Here is a 19,728-nt window from a genome sequence, read left to right as displayed (position 1 = left end):
TTTCAGCTGATCGTATTTGGATAATGCAGTTGATCTCACGGGAAAAAAACAAGATGTGGAACAATCTTTGGCCGCCAAACATGAACAACACTCCCGCAACCAAGTCTTTTCCACCATTTCATCTTTCCGTCATTCCATTATTCCCCCATTCCCTCATTCCGTCCTCCCTCGCCTTCGTTCTGTTCCTTTTGATCGGGGTCAGCTGTAAGGGGATCGCGGGGGATAAACCCGATTCCGGCGAAGTGTGGGTCGGCACATGGGGGACGGCGCCGCAGCTGGTCGAGCCGGGCAACATGCCGCCGAAGCCCGGATTGAACAACAGTACGCTCCGACAGATCGTCTGCGTTTCGATCGGCGGAAATCGGCTGCGCTTCCGATTTTCGAACGAATTCAGCGGAAGCCCGGTGACGATGAAAACGGTACGCGTCGCCGCATCGCTCGGCGGGAGCGTCATCGATACGACGACCGACCGGGAGCTGTCGTTCGGGGGAAGACCGGAAGCCGTTCTCGCGCCGCAGAGTGCGATGACCTCGGACCCGATCGATTTCGACCTGAAGCCGCGGATGAATGTAGCGATCACAATTTTCTTTGATTCGACCTCGCCGGACGTGACGGGCCATCCGGGCTCACGGACCACATCGTATATCCTTCCCGGAAATGGGGCATCTTCGGCGGATCTCCCCGGCGCGGTCGGGACGGATCATTGGTACATCATCAACGCCATCGATGTCGTTGCGCCGGATTCTGCCGCCGCCGTCGTCGTGCTCGGCAACTCCATCACCGACGGGCGCGGCTCCGGTACGAACAAACAGGACCGTTGGCCGGATGAGCTGGCGCTTCGCCTTCAGGCGAGTCCAGGGATGCGGCGTGTTGCCGTTCTCAACATGGGAATCGGTGGGAACTGCGTGCTTCGGAATTGTCTGGGCCCGGCGGCGGGGAGCCGGTTTGAAAGGGACGTGATCTCGCAGCACGGTGTCCGGTGGCTTATCATCCTCGAGGGAATCAACGACATCGGACAGGCGCGGGGCGAAGAAGGATCGGCCTCAGTCGCCGACGGCCTCATCGCAGAGTATAAGAGAATGATCGACCGTGCGCACGCAATGGGCATCCGTGTTTACGGTGCGACCTTGCTTCCGTTCGGCGGTTCGTTCTATGATTCCCCCGGCCATCGAGCGGCTTGGAAAAAAGTGAACGATTGGATCCGGAAGGGGGGATGTTTCGATGCGGTCATAGACTTCGACGCGGCACTGCACGATCCTGCAGACCCGTCGCATCTTCTCCCTTCAGGCGACACAGGAGACCACCTTCATCCGAATGAAGTGGGGCACAAGATGATGGGGGATGCCGTTGACCTGATGCTGTTTAAGTAAGCAGCGTTCGACGGAGGATGAGCAGATTGTATGAGCCGTAAAAAAGCATGTTCCCCCTGTCTCCTAAGGGACCCCTTTGGGGACCAAGTGAGCGGAGCGAACGCTCAGAAGGGGATCCCGTCGGGGGACTCTCGAGGGAATGACGAACTTTAGCACCGCCAGTTTGTTCCTGCTCTTGATTCCCTTCAAAAGATTCAGTAAACTCTTCCCCATGCGGCAGACACCGTAATTGTTTTCTCACTTCAGAGTCCAATCGCTTCAGAAGGGGTGTTTCGGGGATGGGTGACCAGCCTCTGGTTCTCAAAAATCTTCGGAAAAATCTTTTTGCGCTTCTCCACAACTCGTATTCTGAGGCGCAGCTGAATGCCGTCGTCGCTCTTTGCCACGCGATCGCCTCGGCGTCGTTGAAACACGCCCTCGTCGACGGGAGCACCAAACAGGAATATCTCGGCTTGCGCCGCTCGGATGCCGCCTACGACTGCATCGCCGACCTTTTCCGCAAAGACGACGCGGGGAACCTGGTACAATTCCAGACATATTTTAAGAGTTTGCCGCCGACCCAGCTGAGCGATGCAGAGCTGCTTGCTCATGTACGGCGGATCGTCCAATCGAAAACTCACCAGGGATTGTTCAGGATCTATCAGGAGAATGATCCGTCCCTCGGCAAGATCCTCCGCAACATCAAGATCGCGATCCAGGTCGTGCGAAACTTTCAGGAGACGGAGCGGTTCCACGATGCCGAACTCACTCCGGTTCAATGCGACCCTCTCGACCATTGCCCAACGATCGACGCAGAAAGCCTGATCAGAGAACTTGGGCCGGTCATTTCAGGCACGGAAAATATTCCCGGTATGCTCGCAAAGCTTGCGCTGTTTTTGAGAGGTCAGAACCGGTACCGGCGGAGCGTTCCGCTGGTCTCGGTCGCGCTCGCCTTCCGCGCATTATACTCGCGGGGAATGGAAACGCAGTCCGGCGCCGAGCCATCGATCGACGGAACGCTTCTGGCAGAAGATGCGCGGCGGACCGTGCAGGCGGTATGTGAAGGGATAAAGCGGGGAACAAGCCGGAAATATCTGATAACAAAAAAAATTGAGCGGGATGTGTTCGACGCATATTTCCGGGCGATTGAAAGCCACGTTTCGGAGTTCATCATGGGGACGGACGGACGGGATACGGCGTTGTTCGAATCGCTGCGGAGGGCGATCCCCGGCCTCACTCCTTCGGACTACCGGAAGCATCACCGGAGCACTGTTGAATACCTTGCGCGGCTGTGCAGGAAGAAGGCGGTCGAGGAATTGAAGAAGGAAAAATAGCGGGCGCCTCTTTTTCAGAATGCGGCGCAGGATGAAATTATATTACGTATAGATGAAACACCCCAGCGAATATACGATTGAACGGTACGTGCTCGGCGACGGCAAGGCCAAAGAGAGGCTTGTCATCGAAAGGCACCTTCGCCGCTGCGCCGGATGCAGAGAGCTTGAACAGCAGATGCGGTCATTTTATGCCGATGTTGAGCACGAGCTGAGGCATCCCATCCGGGAACCGGCGGCTCCGCAGCGCTCGCTCGTCCGCCAGGATCAGAACGTCGACATCTGGAATTCGATCGGCCCGCTTCCCGTGAAGAGACCGGCGATGCTTCTCACCTGGTGGCAGCAGGTTCGGGGTGTCGCCCGCCTGCATCCTGTTGTCTCAGGATTTGCAGCGTTTTCACTGATCGGCGCGTTAACGCTTGCGGTTCTGTACTCGGCGACGGGCCTCTTTAAGGATAAAAACCCATCGTACGTGCATTATGACACCAGCGCCGGAATGATGGAAGTTTACAACAATGAAAATGAGAGACTATGGGAGATGCCTTCGGATTTTCTCGCCGGGGCGAAAGAGGGGGACGAGAAATGCAATATGAGAAGTACGATTGTCTCCGATTTGAATGGAAACGGAAAGAACCTGGTCGTGACAACCGTCCGACTGGCGGATGATGTGAATGTGAATTCCTTAAGAATTATCGACGGTACGATGTCGGTTCTTGCCAAGGTCGGCTACGGGGCACGACAGGTTCAATTCCGCGGAACCAAATACGAGGCGCAATTCAATCCATTTTCACCGATCATTGCCGGAACGGGGAAGGAGAAGAGCATTCTTATCATTTCGAATAACGGGCGATCGCCGTGTGTCGTAACAAGATATGATCCATCGGGAAATGTGGTCGGAGAATACTGGCACTTCGGTGATTTCAGAGGGGGATATGCTGTCGATTTGAACAATGACGGTAAGGACGAAGTGGTTCTGATCGGGAGCAACGACGCCGGATCAGCCGAAGTAGATCATTTTCCCGTCATCGTGGTGCTCGACCCTTCAAAAATATCCGGGACAACTGAATGCTCATCGACGAGAGGATTTGGATTTCCCGAGTCCAATGCGGAATTGTATTACATCCGCCTGGACCTGAATGAGATATGTCATGCCTTTCAGAGTTACCCGATCATGGAGAAGCTTCTATCAACTTCGGAAAACGTCCTGCGGTTCTCGACCAATGCATCCTCGCCCGATCACGGGCTCACATTTCCCAATTTCGAATTTATCTTTGATAAACGCCTGAACGCAGTCGAGGTGAAGAATGAAGACCAGACCGTTCGTGAAATTGCAAGGCTGAAAAAAGAAGGGAAGACGTCGATCGTTCTTAATTCTGCGTATCTGGAAAAGATCAAGCACGCGATCCGGTACTGGGATGGCGAGGAATGGACGAAGGATGTGAAGAAAGTTGTGGCGCCGCTGCCGGCGAAGTAACTCCGGAATAATGTGCGGTTCGCAATAAGCCGCCGAGGCACCCCGATGGTGTCCGGCGGCTTTTTTTGTGAATTTTTCAGCGGGAGACCTGAAATGTAAGTATCAGATAAAAAATGGGGGGTAAAAAATCGACCCCGCGGGAAAGAATATTCTGGTCACCATGGCTCGACGTCTTGAACTTCCTTCTTCGATTTCAGCACAGCAGACTTTGCTGCTGGAGAAACTGCCGGATTGGGATGCCTCGCAATTGGAGAAGAAATTAAAGTCTCTGGAAAAGAAACGCATTGTGGTCCTGACATACGTCAATCCGAACGACAGAAGAATTTATCTGGAAAGACTTTCTGCAATTCCCGTCCTGGATGATAAAGAAAAGATTTTGTGGCTTCGCTTACGAAGCCTTGTCTCGGCCGTATCCTGATCCCATCGGTCATTTCAGGGCCTCAGAGTAGAAGCTATCTCAAAAACATGTCACTTCATCCTTCAGGAAAGGGTCCTTTTGGGACAGGGTGAACATGCTGTTATTACGACTTAACCAATCTATTCATCCTGAGCGAGTGGCGCAGCTTTATCGCGCCACGAGACGAAGGGCATCCTCAGCGAGTGGCGCAGCTTTATCGCGCCATGAGACGAAGGACATCCAGCGCGAGTGACGCGGCTCTTTCACGCCATGGGACGAAGGGCACCCTGTCCCAACGGGATCCCGTTGGGCAACAACTCCCCTAAAAGGGGGCGCCTTTTACAAGCCATCCGTCCGGAAGAATGGTCAGCCAAAATTCAGCTTGAGATAATTTCTAATGTCATTCGTCAACCTGCTGAAGCGGGAAGATGAATCCACGCTGATCCGGCATCGTTAGCCATGCCCCTTCGAGGTCTTTTCACCGCGCTTTAGCTCCGCACATTCATCCCCCGTTGCCCCCCGACATACTTTTTACTACCTTCATAGCGATCACGTTGAAGGCGCACATCTTTCGTTCATAAACATTGAGCGGTGACCTATGAAAAAACCGGCCGTAATTTTCTTTCTCTCTGTCTTCACCATTTCAATTGGCATGGCACAGGCTCCCAAATACTATATTAAAAAAGGGACCTGGCTCGAAACCCTCATCGGATCGAGGCAAGAGCTTGCCGAGGAACAGAGAGTCAATACCGTGAAATTCAAACCCGTCATGGGGACGTGGTATGCCATCGGACCGTGGCTGAGCGGATCGGGAAAATCGTTCGGTGAAAAGTTTCCCCCCGAAGACAATACCGATATTTCAGCGGCCTACGGTGATAAAAAATGGGAGGCTAGGCCCTATTGGCAGGACGGCGTTGTCATCAACCTCCCCGCTACGGGCAATGCCTCTACGTATCTGGTCCGGACGATCACATCGGACCGCGACACGACGATCAGCGGATTTTTCGGGAGCGACGACGGGATCAAAGCATGGCTGAACGGCGCGCTGATTCTCAGCAGGGACATCGACCGCCCGGTACACCCAAACCAGGATGTAGCCGAATTGACTCTGAAGAAAGGAGAGAACAAACTCCTCCTCAAGATCAATAATAACGCGGGAGATTACGGCTTCTATTTTTCCATAACCGGAATGAATCCTCAGGATGTGATCTGGTCTCTCATAGAAAAAGATTTTACGAAGGATCCTGAATCCGTTGAAATTCTGTGGACCCAAAAAGATAAGATCTGGGATGAAGACTGGAACCAGGGAGACCTGTCGCCGGTGGCAAAGAAGTATGCCTTCGTCGTAAGCCAGATCTCTGAAAGAATGGGGGATGAGATTCTCCAGGAAGCATCCGGCGCGGTCGGCCTGGCTCGGATCAGATCGATCCACAATAAGTATATTGAAGCGAGAAAGAGCGAATTTGTTCCCCTCACTCCCAAACCTGCGGCCGCCCCGAAAATAAACGGCGCCAAAGTTTTCGGCGTGCGGCCCGGGGCGCCGTTCCAATTTACGATCGCCTGCACGGGGGATCGACCCCTCCAATACTCCGCAGAAAACCTGCCGAAAGGGCTGGAGTTGGACAGAAACACCGGGATCATTACCGGTTCACTTATGGATGAAGGCGAATATCCTGTTACGATAAGCGCAAAGAACAGCGCCGGCTCCGCGCAACGGAAGCTTTTGATCAAGTGCGGCAGTCAGATCGCTCTGACGCCGCCGATGGGATGGAACAGCTGGAATTGTTTTGCCGGTTCCGTGAGTGCGGCGAAAGTCAAAGCTGCCGCCGACGCAATGGTTCAGAGCGGGCTCATTGATCACGGGTGGACCTACATCAATATCGACGACTATTGGGAGACCAAACCCGGTGCGGACGATACGACGCTTCTGGGGGCTCCAAGAGACAGCGCCGGATTTATCATTCCGAACAAAAGATTTCCCGATATGAAAGCGCTCAGCGCATACATTCATGGCAAGGGTTTGAAAATGGGAGTGTATTCTTCCCCCGGTCCGTTGACCTGCGGCGGCTGCACGGCAAGTTTCGGCTACGAAGAAAAGGACGCGCAGAAATACGGCGAATGGGGGGTCGATTACCTGAAATACGACTGGTGCTCATACAACGGAAATACTTCCGTCCTCAGCGATCTTATGAAACCGTACACCGTCATGCGGAATGCGCTCAATTCTATCCACAGAGATATCCTTTTTAGCCTCTGCCAATACGGGATGGGAAATGTTTGGGAATGGGGGGGAAAAGTCGGCGGAAATTGCTGGCGCACGACCGGCGATATCGAAGACACGTGGGAGAGCATGTCGGGCATCGGTTTCAATCAGGCGGGGCACGAGAAGTATGCGAAACCGGGAAACTGGAACGACCCCGACATGCTCGTGGTCGGCATGGTCGGCTGGGGACCGAGTCTGCATCCCACCCGGTTGATGCCCAATGAACAATACACTCATATCAGTCTCTGGTGCCTCCTGTCGGCGCCTCTCTTGATCGGCTGCGACATGACACAGCTTGACGGCTTTACGCTGAGCCTTCTCACAAACGATGATGTCATCGATGTGGACCAGGATCCCCTCGGAAAACAGGCATCAAGAATATCGGCGGCCGGTCGTCTGGAGATATGGTCCAAGGAACTTGAAGACGGATCGAGAGCGGTCGGTCTCTTCAACCGCGGAGAGAAGAGGGAAGAGATTGTTCTCGATCTTCGGCAGCTTGGATTGACGGGAACGTGCGTCATCCGCGACCTGTGGCGCCAGAAGGATCTCGGAAAATTTGATGCTCAGTTCAAAGCTTCGGTCGCGCCGCATGGTGTCGTGCTGGTGAAAGTTTCGCAAGGCGGGGAGTAAAAATGGAGTAACATATCTTTGAGACAGCTTCTACATGAAATCAGTACCGCAGGATTCCAAAACTCTTATTCGATACAACATGCCGAAGTTGACGATGACAGCGCCTACCAGAGCCGTTCATATTGCTCCGTGCGGAATGAATTGCGGCGTATGCCGGGCGCATCAAAGAGAGCATGAGCCTTGTCCCGGCTGCCGGATCGACGATGTCCCGAAGCCGAAAACCCGCGCCCATTGCTATATTAAGACGTGCGATAAACTGGCTGAGCAAGAAATCACATTTTGCTTTGATTGCGGCGATTTTCCATGTGCGCGGTTGATGAAGCTCGATGAACGATACCGCGCGAACTACGGCATGAGCATGATAGAGAACCTGTTGAACATCAAAAGATACGGAATACGACATTTTGTAAGAAATGAGAACAGAAAATGGAAATGTCAACAATGCGGCGAGACTCTTTGCGTTCACCATGCGGCGTGTCCATCGTGCGGAACGGCCTGGCGTAAGTATAAGCCGCTGATGAAAAGAACATAACTTTACCCCGTGCTATGAAAAAGATCGAACTGGTGCCGGTCGGTTTTGTCGCGAATTCCGTCAAGGAAGCGGTCGATGACAACTGGGGGAGCGTCGTCTCGCGCCTGAATATTGAGCCGAAATTTGCGAAAGGGATTCTTCACATCGGCCAATTTTCCCACGCCATCGTTGTTACATTCCTGCACCGCTCGCAGTTCGACCCGGCCAGGCACCTTCTTCGCCGCCCCCGGAACCTGCACTCGATGCCGGAGGTCGGGATATTTTCTCAGCGCGCTAAAGACCGGCCGAATCCGATAGGCATTACGACTGTGAAGATTGAAGCGGTCGGAGCTGACTATGTCGATGTCCGGGGGTTGGATGCGATCGACGGTACGCCCATCGTCGACATCAAACCGTACTACCTGCAATTCGACTGCGTACCGGCGGCGAAGGCGCCGCCATGGGTGGACGAACTGATGAAAGAATATTTTTAGTTTGAAAACAATAGCCGGCATCTATCGCCGCCGGCTTTTTGCATGAAGGAATGTATTTTTCCGGTAGCCTGAGGCCGTTGCTTCTTTAACGGAGAATTCCTACTATTGCCGCGACTAAATCGCGGCGATCTCTCGCCGTAGTCCCTTCGATGCCGCAGTGGAGTGTCCCGATTCTTCCAAAGATACGAAGGAGATGGAAGGAAAGTGAGTCATCAACATTCTCCCAATGGATGGTTCAACGGAGCACTCGCCTCTCCCGCTGCTGCGGTGGCTAAGCTTTTCTCATTCCGGATATTGCTGAGGGATTCTTAAAATTAATTCAAATTAGGACGCTGACAACATGCAGAGATATTTTATTCTTCCAATGCTCCTTATTTCCGCGATTGTGATGTCGAATGCACAGGATTCCGACAAGGATAATTCGACAATAGTTGTTTATCCTTCAATATCCGGTCTTGCGACCAGCGATCGCTATTCGGTCACGGCCAACGGCCGGGAAATCTGGACGGAGAAATTCCGGACAGATTTCGATGTCAGCAAGTTTCCTGACTGGTTTATTGAACCCTACACGAAAGTACAGCAGGAAATTCATCAGGCAAGCTTCTCGTGCAGCGGAAAAGTGAGCATCGCCATTCGCGTTCACGCCCCTGTGACACATGTCTCGATCCATCCGATGAGCCTTGGGATCAAGCCGGTTGTCGGCGGAAACGGCCTGACATTTACCCTTCCTGAACCCCGTCATATCGTTGTTCAGATAGACTCGCTGCCGCCGTTATTTCTTTTTGCAAATCCGGCAGGGCTCGAGGAAATCTCTTCTTCAGCTCCCGGCGTTCACTATTTTGGGCCCGGTGTCCATCGGCCGGGATATATTACACTGAAGGACAGCGAGACCGTTTACATAGCGGCGGGGGGAATTGTCTACGGCGGCATCCGCGCAAAGGATGTTAGCAAGATCCGCATTCTCGGCAGGGGCATTCTGGACGGGGAAGCGAAGTTCAATCAGATGGTGCTCATCGAAAATTGCCGGGACGTTCTCGTTGACGGCATCATGATCCGCAACGGAGAGGGCTGGACGAATACTCTTGTTAATTGTGACGGGATAACATACAATAATGTTAAAGTGCTCGGTTTCGGTCCCGCATGCGACGGAATAGACCCGCTCGGCTCAAGAAAAGTGAGGATCACGAACTCCTTTCTCCGTTGCACCGATGACTGCATCGGGATCAAAGCTCCCAACCGTGGTCAGAACGTCGATGACGTTCTAGTAAGCGGAAATACGATGCTCGGGTACGCCTTCAGCGACGGCGTCACGATCGGTTTCGAGACCGATGCCGATTCAATCAGCAACGTTACCGTCCGAAATTGCGATGTGATCTTAGCCCGCGGCGGGAGCCGCGTGGACGGGCACAGCGGGTTCAGCATTGTATGCGACGGACCGTCCGTTGTCCGCAATATTCTTTACGACAGCATCCGTGTCGAGCGGTCCGAGGTCAAATTATTCGAATTGAACATCACCGACGGGAAGAAATATGGCACCGGTCCCCCCGGGCATATTCAGAACGTCACGCTTAGAAATGTTTCCTGGGCACATGAAGGACCGATCATGCTGAGAGGATTCGACGAACAGCACAAAATTCAATCGGTGATTTTCGATCATTGCACCGTTGCGGGAAAGCCGCTCGGCGAGCTCGGCTCTAAGGTAATTCATGCCGGGAAGTTCGTCGAGGGATTGCTCGTCAGATAATTCTGCAACCATGCCGCAAAAACGCAAAAAACCTATTGAAGTCTTAGTGCCCTCGTGGCACACACATAGAGAGAGGGTCCAATGAAAACATACCGCGGGTTTCTGATCCTGATGCTCTTCGCTCTCCGCTGCACTTCGTACAGTCAAGACTGCGTCCTGCCCCTTTACGAGGGAACAATTCCGAACATGAAAAGCAGTGGAGGGGAAGAGATAGCGGAAAAGGCGGATATCACCCGGATCCGAAATGTCCAGTCCCCTAACATCGCGGTCTATTTGCCGAGCAAACGTTTTGCGACAGGACAGGCGGTTGTTATCTGTCCCGGCGGCGGATATTGGATCCTGGCCTACGATCTTGAGGGGACCGACATTGCGCGGTACCTGAATTCAATCGGCGTTGCCGGCATCGTGCTCAAGTACCGCCTGCCGACCTCCGGCAATTGGAGTGAACAGTATAAAGTACCCCTGCAGGACGCCCAGCGTGCGATGCGCCTGGTCCGTCATCATGCTGCGCAATGGAACATCGACGCGAAGAAGATCGGCATCATGGGCTTCTCCGCCGGCGGACACCTGGCCTCAACACTCGGGACGCATTTCGATTATGGAAATTCGTCGGCGGGCGACTCGATCGAGCAGGAAAGCTGCCGTCCCGATTTCATGGTCCTCATGTATCCGGTAATTTCATTTGTCGACTCCTCCGTTCACCGGGGCTCGGAGGAAGCATTGCTCGGAAAAAATCCCGAGCCAAGCTTGTTGACGTATTTCTCAAACGAACTGCAGGTGCGCGACGATACGCCGCCGGCATTTATCGTACATGCCAACGACGATCCGGCCGTTCCGGCCGAGAACTCATTGTTGATGGTGAAAGCTTTGCGAGCGAAAAAGATCGCGGTGGAGTTGCACCTCGTTTCGGAAGGAGAACACGGCTTCGGGCTGGCCGTACACAATCCGCATGTCGGCGCATGGGCCAACGATCTGAAGCTGTGGCTCGGATGGCTGAATGGAAGAAATTAGTTCTGCCGCTGCGCAGCAATGCTTGCCTCTGCGGGAACATTGGTTGCCTTTGGAGCAAAGAAAAGATAGATTGGCGCAAGAGAAACGACGGTTTACCGAGAGGGTTCGATCGCGTTGAAAGACCGGTCATCCGTCCCTTTTCCATGAAACTTCAGTATTCAATCCCCATGCGATTATTATGAGCACGAGACAGCATTTTCTTTTCGTCTCCCTTCTCACACTGATCACGTTCGCCGCTGCGCAGGAGGCAGGAATGGTGTATGTCGACAAAGCAACGCTCGTGACGTCTCAAGTCGGATTCAGCGGGAACAGTCCCAAGACGGTCACGTTGCTCCCATCGCTTCATGAATCAAAACTTCCCGATGAAATTCCCTTCTTCATCGACCGGCTCGGCTCGCGCCTGAAACGCGATCAGTGGCATCCGAAAAGCTGGAAAGGGGCCACGTTCCGCTGGCCGTTCGACCTCGACAAGGGGAGCTATCTTCAGCCTGGGCAGTCCGAAGGCGAGACGCCGGCATTTCGCGGTACGTTGCGGAAAATTCAGACGCGATGGGGAATCTTCTGGCAGGGGGATTTTTCAAACTTTCGCGAGCCGGGTCTCTATCAGATCGAAACCGAATACGGCTTCACGACACCGTTCGTCATCGAACATAATCCATACGACCGCTTTATCCGAAGCTATCTGAATTATCTTTACTGTCAGAGGTCGGGGACGGAGATTCCGGGCATTCGTCCGCTTGAGAATTTCGACGACGGGGTCACCGATTCGGGCGGAGTCTATATTCCGGCCGCCGGAGGATGGAACGACGCCGGCGATTTCCGCAAGTGGATCTCCCAGACAAGTTCTCACCTCGAGGCGCTGGGCATGATTGTGAAGTACGGCGACCCGGTTTACAAAACCGCCGCTCAGGAAGAAATACGATGGGGAAATAAGTTCTTCCATTCTATGATCACGGCGGAGGGGCGCGTTTACGAAGATATCGGTAGCGGACCTCTGCGGACAGGAGGAAATTACGCCGCGGACTGGTGGTGCGAAAACCATGCCGGATGTCTTGCTGCCGGCGAGGGAAAGAGCGATAACATCATCAATAACGGCGACGAACGGAAGATCCGGACGACATACAATCCGGTCTGCCAGTTCCTCTTTGTTCGGAATCAAGAGTTCGCCGCTCAAGCGCTCGACTCGGCCGATGCGGGAGTGTGCAGACAGCTCGCAGAACGTGCATGGAACTACAGCCAGCAGGCCGGCCACGATGGACGGACGCTCTTCGTTGCGGAAGAACTCCTCGCGGCGGCCGAACTGTATGCATCGGGAAGCAGATCCGTGACTGTCCATCATCTGGAAATGCTCGCCGATCAATTGCTGCAGCGTCAGGAAACGGGAGAGCAGCACCTGAGCGGGTATTTTTATGAGAAAGATAAAACAGACGGCTACCGGAGCATTGTGTGGAATGCTGAGCCGGCTATGGCGCTGCTTCGCCTCTGCGAACTTCAATTGCCCGGCGCGGACGCGATGACCAAAAGATGCAGGGAATCGGTCGAGCGTTACGTCGAAAAGTATCTGCTCAAGGATGCCTTGAGCAATCCGTTTGGAGTCACGCCTTACGGAATATTCGTCAAGCCGTTGTACGCCGATGAAGTAACCTTCCGGGACGCAGGAGGGGGAAATTTTGTCCGCACATTCATCAACCCGCTGAACTCGCAGGAGATGGTACACGGAACCGACGCCGTGCTGATGCATCACGCCTATCTGCTCGCCCGCGCCGGAAAGTTATGGCACAAGCCGGAATATATCAGCGAGTGCGAAAAACTTCTGCAGTGGGCGACCGGCCATAACACTACCGGATTGTGCTTGTTCACCGGCGTCGGATTCAGACATCCGGTCATCGCCTCATTCGTGAACTACCGGATCCCCGATGCCACTCTCGACGGTTTCATCGGACGAGTGGATGATACCCCGTACATGGAGACTTCGAACGCGGTGGAGTGGAACACGCAGGAAGTGTGGGGGGTGCCGTTCTACCATGCCATCGGAGCGGTCACGTATCTGTCACAATATCTCTCAACAGACAAATAGAAGATCATGTTCATCATCAACGATTATTTTCTCGCCGTCTGTTTTTGCGTCGTCACGATGCTCTGCTGGGGCTCATGGGCCAACACGTCAAAGATCTCGACGGAGCGATGGCCATTCCCGCTTTTTTACTGGGACTACTCGCTCGGCCTCATCATCGTCTCGCTGATCTATGGCCTCACGATGGGCAGCAGCGGTGATGGGGGCAGAGGATTCATTCCCGACCTCTTGCAAGCCGATACCGACTCGGTCGTCTCTGCATTCCTCGGCGGCGTTGTTTTCAATCTTTCGAATTTGCTGATCGTTGCCGCGATCGCCGTCGCCGGTTTGTCGGTGGCCTTTCCCATCGGCGTTGGATTGGCATTGGTGATCGGCGTGATCGTCAATTACGTCAAGCAGCCGCAGGGGAATCCTCTCTTTCTGTTCGGGGGCGTGCTGCTCGTAGTTGTTGCAATGACCGTGAATGCCTTTGCGGCCGCCAAAGTCTCGAAATCAAAAGGCTCGACACCGGCGAAGGGATTAGCCCTCTCGGTAGCGGGGGGCGTCATTATGGGATTCTTTTACCGGTTCGTTGCCGCCAGCATGACGCTCGATTTCGTTCATCCCGATGCCGGCAGAGTTACCCCATATTCCGGGGTATTCATTTTTTCCATCGGCGTCTTCCTCTCCAATTTTTTGTGGAACACGTTCTTTATGGTCAAACCGGTCGTCGGGAACAAATCGGCCTACGCCGATTATTGGAAGAACGGCACTGTGCGTCTGCACCTGATCGGCATTCTCGGCGGGCTCATTTGGAATACGGGATTCCTCTTCAACCTGATCGCCTCGGACAAAGCGGGGCCGGCGATCTCCTACGGCCTCGGGCAGGGTTCGACGATGATCGGGGCGGCCTGGGGGGTATTCGTTTTCAAGGAATTCAAAGGCGCTCCTGCTTCCTACATTGCAACGATGTTCATCTGTTTCGTGATCGGCCTCGGATTGATCGTCATCGCCCGGCTGTGACATTTTACCCCTTCAAATGAAGATGGACCGATGTACGCAGAGTTCAAAGGCCATGCCGCAAAAATGGTGAGACACAGAAGAACTTTCAATTAAAGCGCCGATCTGCCAGGTTCATTAATGAGTAGATTATTTTTCCTGCTCCTTTAGTCACTTTGCGGCAATAAATCCTCGCATGTTGCGCATCCCCTCTTATGAAGAAGAAAATAGCCGTCATCGGCAGCTCGAATATTGATTTCATCATGAAGATGCCCCGCCTTCCGAAAGTGGGGGAGACGATCACGGACGGCGTCTTCTTCCAGACGTTCGGGGGCAAAGGGGCGAATCAGGCGGTCGGCGCCGCCCGCGCCGGCGGCAATGTCTCCTTCGTCAATTGCGTCGGGGACGACGACATTACGCCGAGGATGGTCGACCAGTTCAACAAAGCTGGCATCAACACCGATTTTGTCTTTCAGGAAAAGAATATTTCAAGCGGTACGGCGCTCGTGATGATCGGCGACCTGGGGACCAACTATCTCTCCGTTGCGCCGGGAGCCAACTATAGGCTGACCCCCCGGCATATCGATAAAGTTCTCGATCTTATTAAAGAGGCGGAAATCATTGTCCTTCAATATGAGATCCTCCCCGAGACGCTGAAATATGTTCTGGATGTTTGCCATCAGCGCAAGAAAAGAGTTCTCTGGAATTTTGCCCCTGCCCGCGAATTCGACAGAAGTTATCTCAAAAAAGTGGAGATCCTGGTCGTCAATGAATCCGAAGCGGAATATATTTCGGGAATTGCCGTTGCGGACGACGCCTCGGTGTCGAAAGCGGCAACGGAAATTGCCCGCTTAGGGTGTGAAACGGTGATCATCACGATTGGCGCGCGCGGTTCGTTCATTTATTCGGCGAATGGGGAGAGGTGGGTGGACGCATTCAAAGTAAACGCTCTCGACACGACAGGTGCGGGGGATATCTATTGCGGATGTCTGGCCGTTGCGTTAGTGGAAGGCAAGGACATTTCGGAGGCCGTGAGATTTGCGACAGCCGGTGCGGCGATCTCCGTGACCCGCCTCGGCGCCCAGCCGTCGGCGCCGACGCGGGGGGAAATTGAGAATTTTCTGAGGACAGCGAGCCCGTAGAGCAGCAGCGTACGGCTTATTTGCCGGTTTCGTACGCTTTCATTCCAACGCCGGCTATTTCAAAATCCTGCTCGCCTGTGGCGCCGCTGAAGACGGCGAGAATAAAGCCAGACTCAAATTTTTTTATCATCCCTCCCTGGTAGCCGAATTCTCCCTGGTATGGAGGACGCAGCTTGCTGCCGCTGTTGATCTTTGTATCCGCCATTTCTGCCGCCTTTGAATATGCGATGCCGATGAAATTGTAACCGGGATATTCCCCGGGTTTGGGGGTTTCCGGAACGGATGCCATCGCCCCCACCACTTTCATCTGTGATATCCACGACTCCCCATGCTTATCCATGCTTGCGATGACAATGGCTCCTCTCACGCCAAGTTTTTTCGCATGCTGTTCCATTGCAGCGATCATTTTCGGTGCAGCGCTTTGAAAATTCTCCATTGCTCTTCCTCGTGTTAGTCTTTGTGAAGTACTGGACGGTGCTATAACATCATCATTATGACGGTTTTGCTCCCGTCGAACGGAACGTTGCCAACTCCGCGCTGATCTTGTCGAGTACGGATTCTTTGAGCGGATAGATGAAGATAAATCCTGCGGCGAGCAGCGCTCCTATGCCGGGGTAGACGCTCAGCATCATGCGGATGCCGTTCTGCGTCGCCTCGGTCTGCTCGACGTTCGCCTGATAGCCGTAGAACGACAGGATCCAGCCGACCATGGCGATCCCGATCGAGGCCCCGAATTTTTGCGACATGGATGCGGCGGAGAAGACAAGACCGGTAGCGCGCCGCCCGTTCTTCCACTCGGAGTAATCCGCGGTATCGGCAAACATGGACCAGATGAGAGGGAAAATGATGCCGGCATTGATGCTGATCAAAAACTGAAGAACGACAATCAGCACGATGGCGGATTTATCCAGCATGAAGAAGATGAAGCTGAGCACGGCCGCATTGACCATCGCGATAAGGAACGTTTTCTTCTTGCCGATCCTGTCGGAGACCGGCTTTGCCAGGACGACGCCGATAATGTTGGCCGCCTGCCCCACGAGCAGGTACACGGTACTGATGGCGAGAATGACGGAAGAACTAAATTCGATATTGCTCATCCCCTTGAAATAGTAGGTGAAGTAATAGACTGTGGCTCCGTCCCGGATCGTGTTGAGAAAGATCGTGGAGATGCTGGCGCCGACGAGAATGAACCACGGGCCGTTCCTGCTCAGATCTTTCAGGTCGTTTTTCAGAGAGGTCTCGACCGTGGTCGGCGGCACCTTTTCCTTTGTGAGAAGGAATGTGAGGATGAAGAAGACGACGGCGAGCGAGGAGATCACGACAACGGCGCGCTCCGTGCCGGCGCGGTAGTTGATCTCTTTCAACGCAATATTTCGGACCGTGATGGATTCCTGGCCCAGCCCTTTGCACGCAAACTTCAAATCGGCAAGATTTGCCAGATCTTCGCTCGGAACAAACCGGTCCAGCCTCAGCTTGACGTCGCTCGTCGCTCCGGTGCGGAGCAATCCAAGAGTGTCCTTCCCTTCAGGAAAACTGCAGCCGTAAAATTGATTTGTTCTTGCATTGACCACGCCGAGGCTGAACGCATCATTTGCGCTCGTATTTATTTTCGCAGTGATGAAAAGAAGGGAATCGACGCGCTGCCCGGCAGCCGAGCCTGCAGAAGTTCCTTCCCACACGATGAGCTTGTTCGTGGTCCTTGCGGGAGTGTCGGCCGTTTCAACGATCTTCGGCGAGGAAAATTCATAGAATGTTCTCGTCCCGAATCCGTCGAACAGGGGCTGGAACAGGCCGAGCACGAGAAAACTTCCCCCGAACGCGAAGATGAAACGGTACGTCGCGAGAGTAGTCCTCTGCTTGCCGTCGTCGGTCATCACTCCCATCAGCGAGGCATACGGAACGTTGATCATCGAATAGAGGATCATCATCAATGAGAAGGTGACGTACGCATAGACGAGTTTTCCGTTTTCTCCGATGTCGGGAGTTGTAAAGGTCAAGACCGCGATGAGGCCGACCGGCAGGGCCATCCAGAGCATATACGGCCTGAATTTTCCCCACCGGGTGTTGGTCCGGTCGCCGAGGATGCCGACAAACGGGTCGAATGCGGCGTTGCCGAGCCGGGTGATAAAGAGCATCGTTCCGACCGCTGCGGCGGTGATGCCGAAGATGTCGGTGTAAAAAAAGAGGAGGTACATTCCGAAAAGCTTCCAGAACATTGAAGAGGCTGCATCGCCGAAGCCGTAGCCGATCTTCTCATACAATTTCAAGGGCTGCATAGACAATGTCGTCGATAATTTATAGATTCGGGAACGGCACAAGGTACATCTTCGACCGCGGAATAACAAGTGAAGATTGCTCGACCGGTAAAAAAAGTATTCCCATGAAACATGCTATTCTCTTTCTTGCCGTCATCCTCGCGGCTTCAGTGCGGGCCCAACAGGAAAAATTTATCATAGGGGCGGAGCATGTCAGCTCGTTTGCCGATTTTTGGGATTCAAGCAAGGTCGTACATACTCGAGCGTATTGGGATACAGCAAAATCTCTGGGGATCAATTTTGCCGGTTTGAAGTATTTCGAGAGGTATTCCAATTACGGCAACGCAACCGTCGCCCAGATCAGAGAAGACATTGCAGAAGCCAATGCTGTTGGCATCGAGGTATTTTTAACCAACGGTTTCGACCGTTATGACGCCTCTGGCAGCGTATATTTTCCCGAGCGGTGGGTGTACCAAATTGAAAACCCGGTTGCAAATAAACTCAACGATTTTACGAACGTCAGCGGCGGAACGATCCTTTATGATCAGGAAGCTTCGACTCACTGGAATGTTGTCCCCGACTCCGGCAAGCAGGCAGCAAATTTCCTTCGCTTGACGCCGGGAAATCCTCCGTATGGCATTGTGGCAAATCACTTGAGATTGCCGAACCTCCAGTACGACAACCAATACTATTTTCTGAAAATCAAAATGCGGCTGCCGTTTGCAGCCAGCTTTGACAGCGTCCCCGTTCTCCGAGTGGGCCTCGAGAATTCCTCGGTCGGCCGCATAGTCTATGCGAGCGAATTTACGAACCATCGCTGGAAAGAAATACTCGTCGCTTCCTATTTTCAGAAAAATAGCGGACGCAATGAAAGAGTTGAGCCTCCGCGCAATGACGTGCAAATAGAATGGTTCGATACCTCGCCCTACAAATACACTGTCGACCTTGATTACGTTGCGATCGATGATACGGTCGCCCACAGATTGTATAACGGGGAATTCGATGCGAGGGTGAAAAGTTTTGTCAATAACTATAAAAATGCGGCGAAAAGCTTCGTTGTGTGGGACGAACCATATCCCGAAAACTTTCTCCCCGTACAATATTACAGGAATCTCGTGGCAGGATTGACGAACAAGAGTTCGTTTTCTTACCGGGCATTCACCGGACGAGCCGACGATTCGACAAAGAAATTTCTGAAAGAAACAGGACTGCCGGTCCTGGTGTGCGATACTTACCCGATCGTGTACGGGACGGCGACCCCGAACGAAAACGGGTACACATCTCAGGTCCAGCGGTGCTTCGAATCGTTCGCCGGCAGGTTGTCCGATTTAGCAGCCGTCGCGCAGAAATTCTCCAAGCCGTTCTGGCTCACAGTACAGGCGCATGAATGGTCCAACCCTACCGTCGATCCGCCCGAGTTATATACGAGGGAACCTTCTGCGTATGAAGTGCGTGCCATGACGAATCTTGCAGTCTCTTTTGGCGCAAAGGGAATTATCTATTTTATGTATACAAACAACAGCGATCCCGCGAAGAAGATCTATAGGACGGGATTGCTCGCGGACAATTCGAGTGCGACGCCGGAGTACACCGATCCGTATGGTCAACCCAAATGGGAGACGATAAAAGTTCTCAACCATACCCTCGCATCGATCGGTCCGGCACTGCTATCCCTGGCATGGCAGGGGACAAAAAGCTGGAATTCGCGAGGGCAGGTATATGGAGCATGGGCGGGTCTTGTTACTGCGGTCGCAACGAACATTGAGGGGGAGATCTTCTATGTCGAGACGGGCCATCTCAAGGACGGAACCGGGGCGAACTACCTTTATCTTGTCAACAGGAGGACGCTGCCGACCGAAATCAGAGCGATAAAAACGATACTTAACACGAACGGAGCAACGTGGACAGTCTCGGACGTGAATTCAAAGAATTCTTGGATCGTTTCCCCCAACGGCAGTTTTACCGACACTCTTCAGCCCGGCGAAGGAAAGCTCTATAAATTAGGCGTTCGATAGAGAAACGCTTCCAGGCCCCCACCTCGTTTGATAACTATCGGGGCATCTGGATACCGGAAC

15 protein-coding genes and 1 pseudogene are annotated in these 19,728 nt (G+C 53.4%); 13 read left to right on the top strand and 3 right to left on the bottom strand.

Features of this window, described 5'->3' with window-relative positions:
- The first annotated feature begins 80 nt into the window (after positions 1 to 80).
- From VMF88_03100 to rbsK, 12 genes are all read left to right on the top strand, one after another.
- Positions 81 to 1,370, top strand: a complete 1,290-nt coding sequence (locus tag VMF88_03100) for an SGNH/GDSL hydrolase family protein (GenBank protein ID HTY10039.1) — start codon at positions 81 to 83, stop codon at positions 1,368 to 1,370.
- A gap of 278 nt (positions 1,371 to 1,648) precedes the next feature.
- Positions 1,649 to 2,683 carry a hypothetical protein gene (locus tag VMF88_03095; protein HTY10038.1) on the top strand — a complete coding sequence of 345 codons (1,035 nt, stop codon included), beginning with the start codon at positions 1,649 to 1,651 and terminating at the stop codon, positions 2,681 to 2,683.
- 52 nt (positions 2,684 to 2,735) lie between these two features.
- Positions 2,736 to 4,154, top strand: coding sequence for a hypothetical protein (locus VMF88_03090; protein HTY10037.1), 1,419 nt, complete (start codon positions 2,736 to 2,738; stop codon positions 4,152 to 4,154).
- A gap of 160 nt (positions 4,155 to 4,314) precedes the next feature.
- Positions 4,315 to 4,572: a hypothetical protein gene (locus tag VMF88_03085; protein HTY10036.1), complete on the top strand. Its 258-nt coding sequence runs from the start codon at positions 4,315 to 4,317 to the stop codon at positions 4,570 to 4,572.
- A 577-nt stretch (positions 4,573 to 5,149) separates the two neighbouring features.
- Entirely contained in the window at positions 5,150 to 7,444 is a 2,295-nt protein-coding gene (locus tag VMF88_03080) for a putative Ig domain-containing protein (GenBank protein HTY10035.1), read from the top strand.
- A 34-nt stretch (positions 7,445 to 7,478) separates the two neighbouring features.
- Positions 7,479 to 7,976, top strand: coding sequence for a DUF3795 domain-containing protein (locus VMF88_03075; protein HTY10034.1), 498 nt, complete (start codon positions 7,479 to 7,481; stop codon positions 7,974 to 7,976).
- Positions 7,977 to 7,990: 14 nt separating this feature from the next.
- Complete coding sequence (gene tsaA, locus VMF88_03070) at positions 7,991 to 8,449, top strand: tRNA (N6-threonylcarbamoyladenosine(37)-N6)-methyltransferase TrmO (protein HTY10033.1); 459 nt, start codon at positions 7,991 to 7,993, stop codon at positions 8,447 to 8,449.
- 340 nt (positions 8,450 to 8,789) lie between these two features.
- Positions 8,790 to 10,193, top strand: coding sequence for a glycosyl hydrolase family 28 protein (locus VMF88_03065; GenBank protein HTY10032.1), 1,404 nt, complete (start codon positions 8,790 to 8,792; stop codon positions 10,191 to 10,193).
- An 81-nt stretch (positions 10,194 to 10,274) separates the two neighbouring features.
- Entirely contained in the window at positions 10,275 to 11,204 is a 930-nt protein-coding gene (locus VMF88_03060) for an alpha/beta hydrolase (protein HTY10031.1), read from the top strand.
- A gap of 178 nt (positions 11,205 to 11,382) precedes the next feature.
- Positions 11,383 to 13,281: a glycoside hydrolase family 9 protein gene (locus VMF88_03055; GenBank protein HTY10030.1), complete on the top strand. Its 1,899-nt coding sequence runs from the start codon at positions 11,383 to 11,385 to the stop codon at positions 13,279 to 13,281.
- Between the two features lie 6 nt (positions 13,282 to 13,287).
- On the top strand, positions 13,288 to 14,280 hold the full coding sequence (locus VMF88_03050) for a GRP family sugar transporter (GenBank protein ID HTY10029.1): 993 nt from the start codon (positions 13,288 to 13,290) through the stop codon (positions 14,278 to 14,280).
- Positions 14,281 to 14,471: 191 nt separating this feature from the next.
- A complete protein-coding gene (rbsK, locus tag VMF88_03045; protein HTY10028.1) occupies positions 14,472 to 15,398 on the top strand; it encodes a ribokinase in 927 nt (308 codons plus the stop codon).
- Positions 15,399 to 15,414: 16 nt separating this feature from the next.
- On the opposite strand, the gene VMF88_03040 is transcribed toward rbsK, so the two are convergent.
- From VMF88_03040 to VMF88_03030, 3 genes and pseudogenes are all read right to left on the bottom strand, one after another.
- Positions 15,415 to 15,834, bottom strand: coding sequence for a hypothetical protein (locus tag VMF88_03040; GenBank protein ID HTY10027.1), 420 nt, complete (start codon positions 15,832 to 15,834; stop codon positions 15,415 to 15,417).
- Positions 15,835 to 15,889: 55 nt separating this feature from the next.
- The gene (locus VMF88_03035) at positions 15,890 to 16,969 is read right to left on the bottom strand and encodes an MFS transporter (protein HTY10026.1); all 1,080 of its coding nucleotides are present in this window, start codon (positions 16,967 to 16,969) and stop codon (positions 15,890 to 15,892) included.
- Positions 16,970 to 17,167: 198 nt separating this feature from the next.
- Positions 17,168 to 17,674: pseudogene (locus VMF88_03030) on the bottom strand (MFS transporter).
- Positions 17,675 to 17,778: 104 nt separating this feature from the next.
- Between VMF88_03030 and VMF88_03025 the strand changes: the two are divergent.
- Complete coding sequence (locus VMF88_03025) at positions 17,779 to 19,668, top strand: hypothetical protein (protein ID HTY10025.1); 1,890 nt, start codon at positions 17,779 to 17,781, stop codon at positions 19,666 to 19,668.
- Positions 19,669 to 19,728 lie beyond the last annotated feature (60 nt).

This window comes from Bacteroidota bacterium (assembly GCA_035506275.1).
In the GTDB taxonomy this organism is placed as follows: domain Bacteria; phylum Bacteroidota; class Ignavibacteria; order UBA10030; family UBA8401; genus JAGVPT01.
This window is presented reverse-complemented; position numbering and strand designations above follow the sequence as displayed.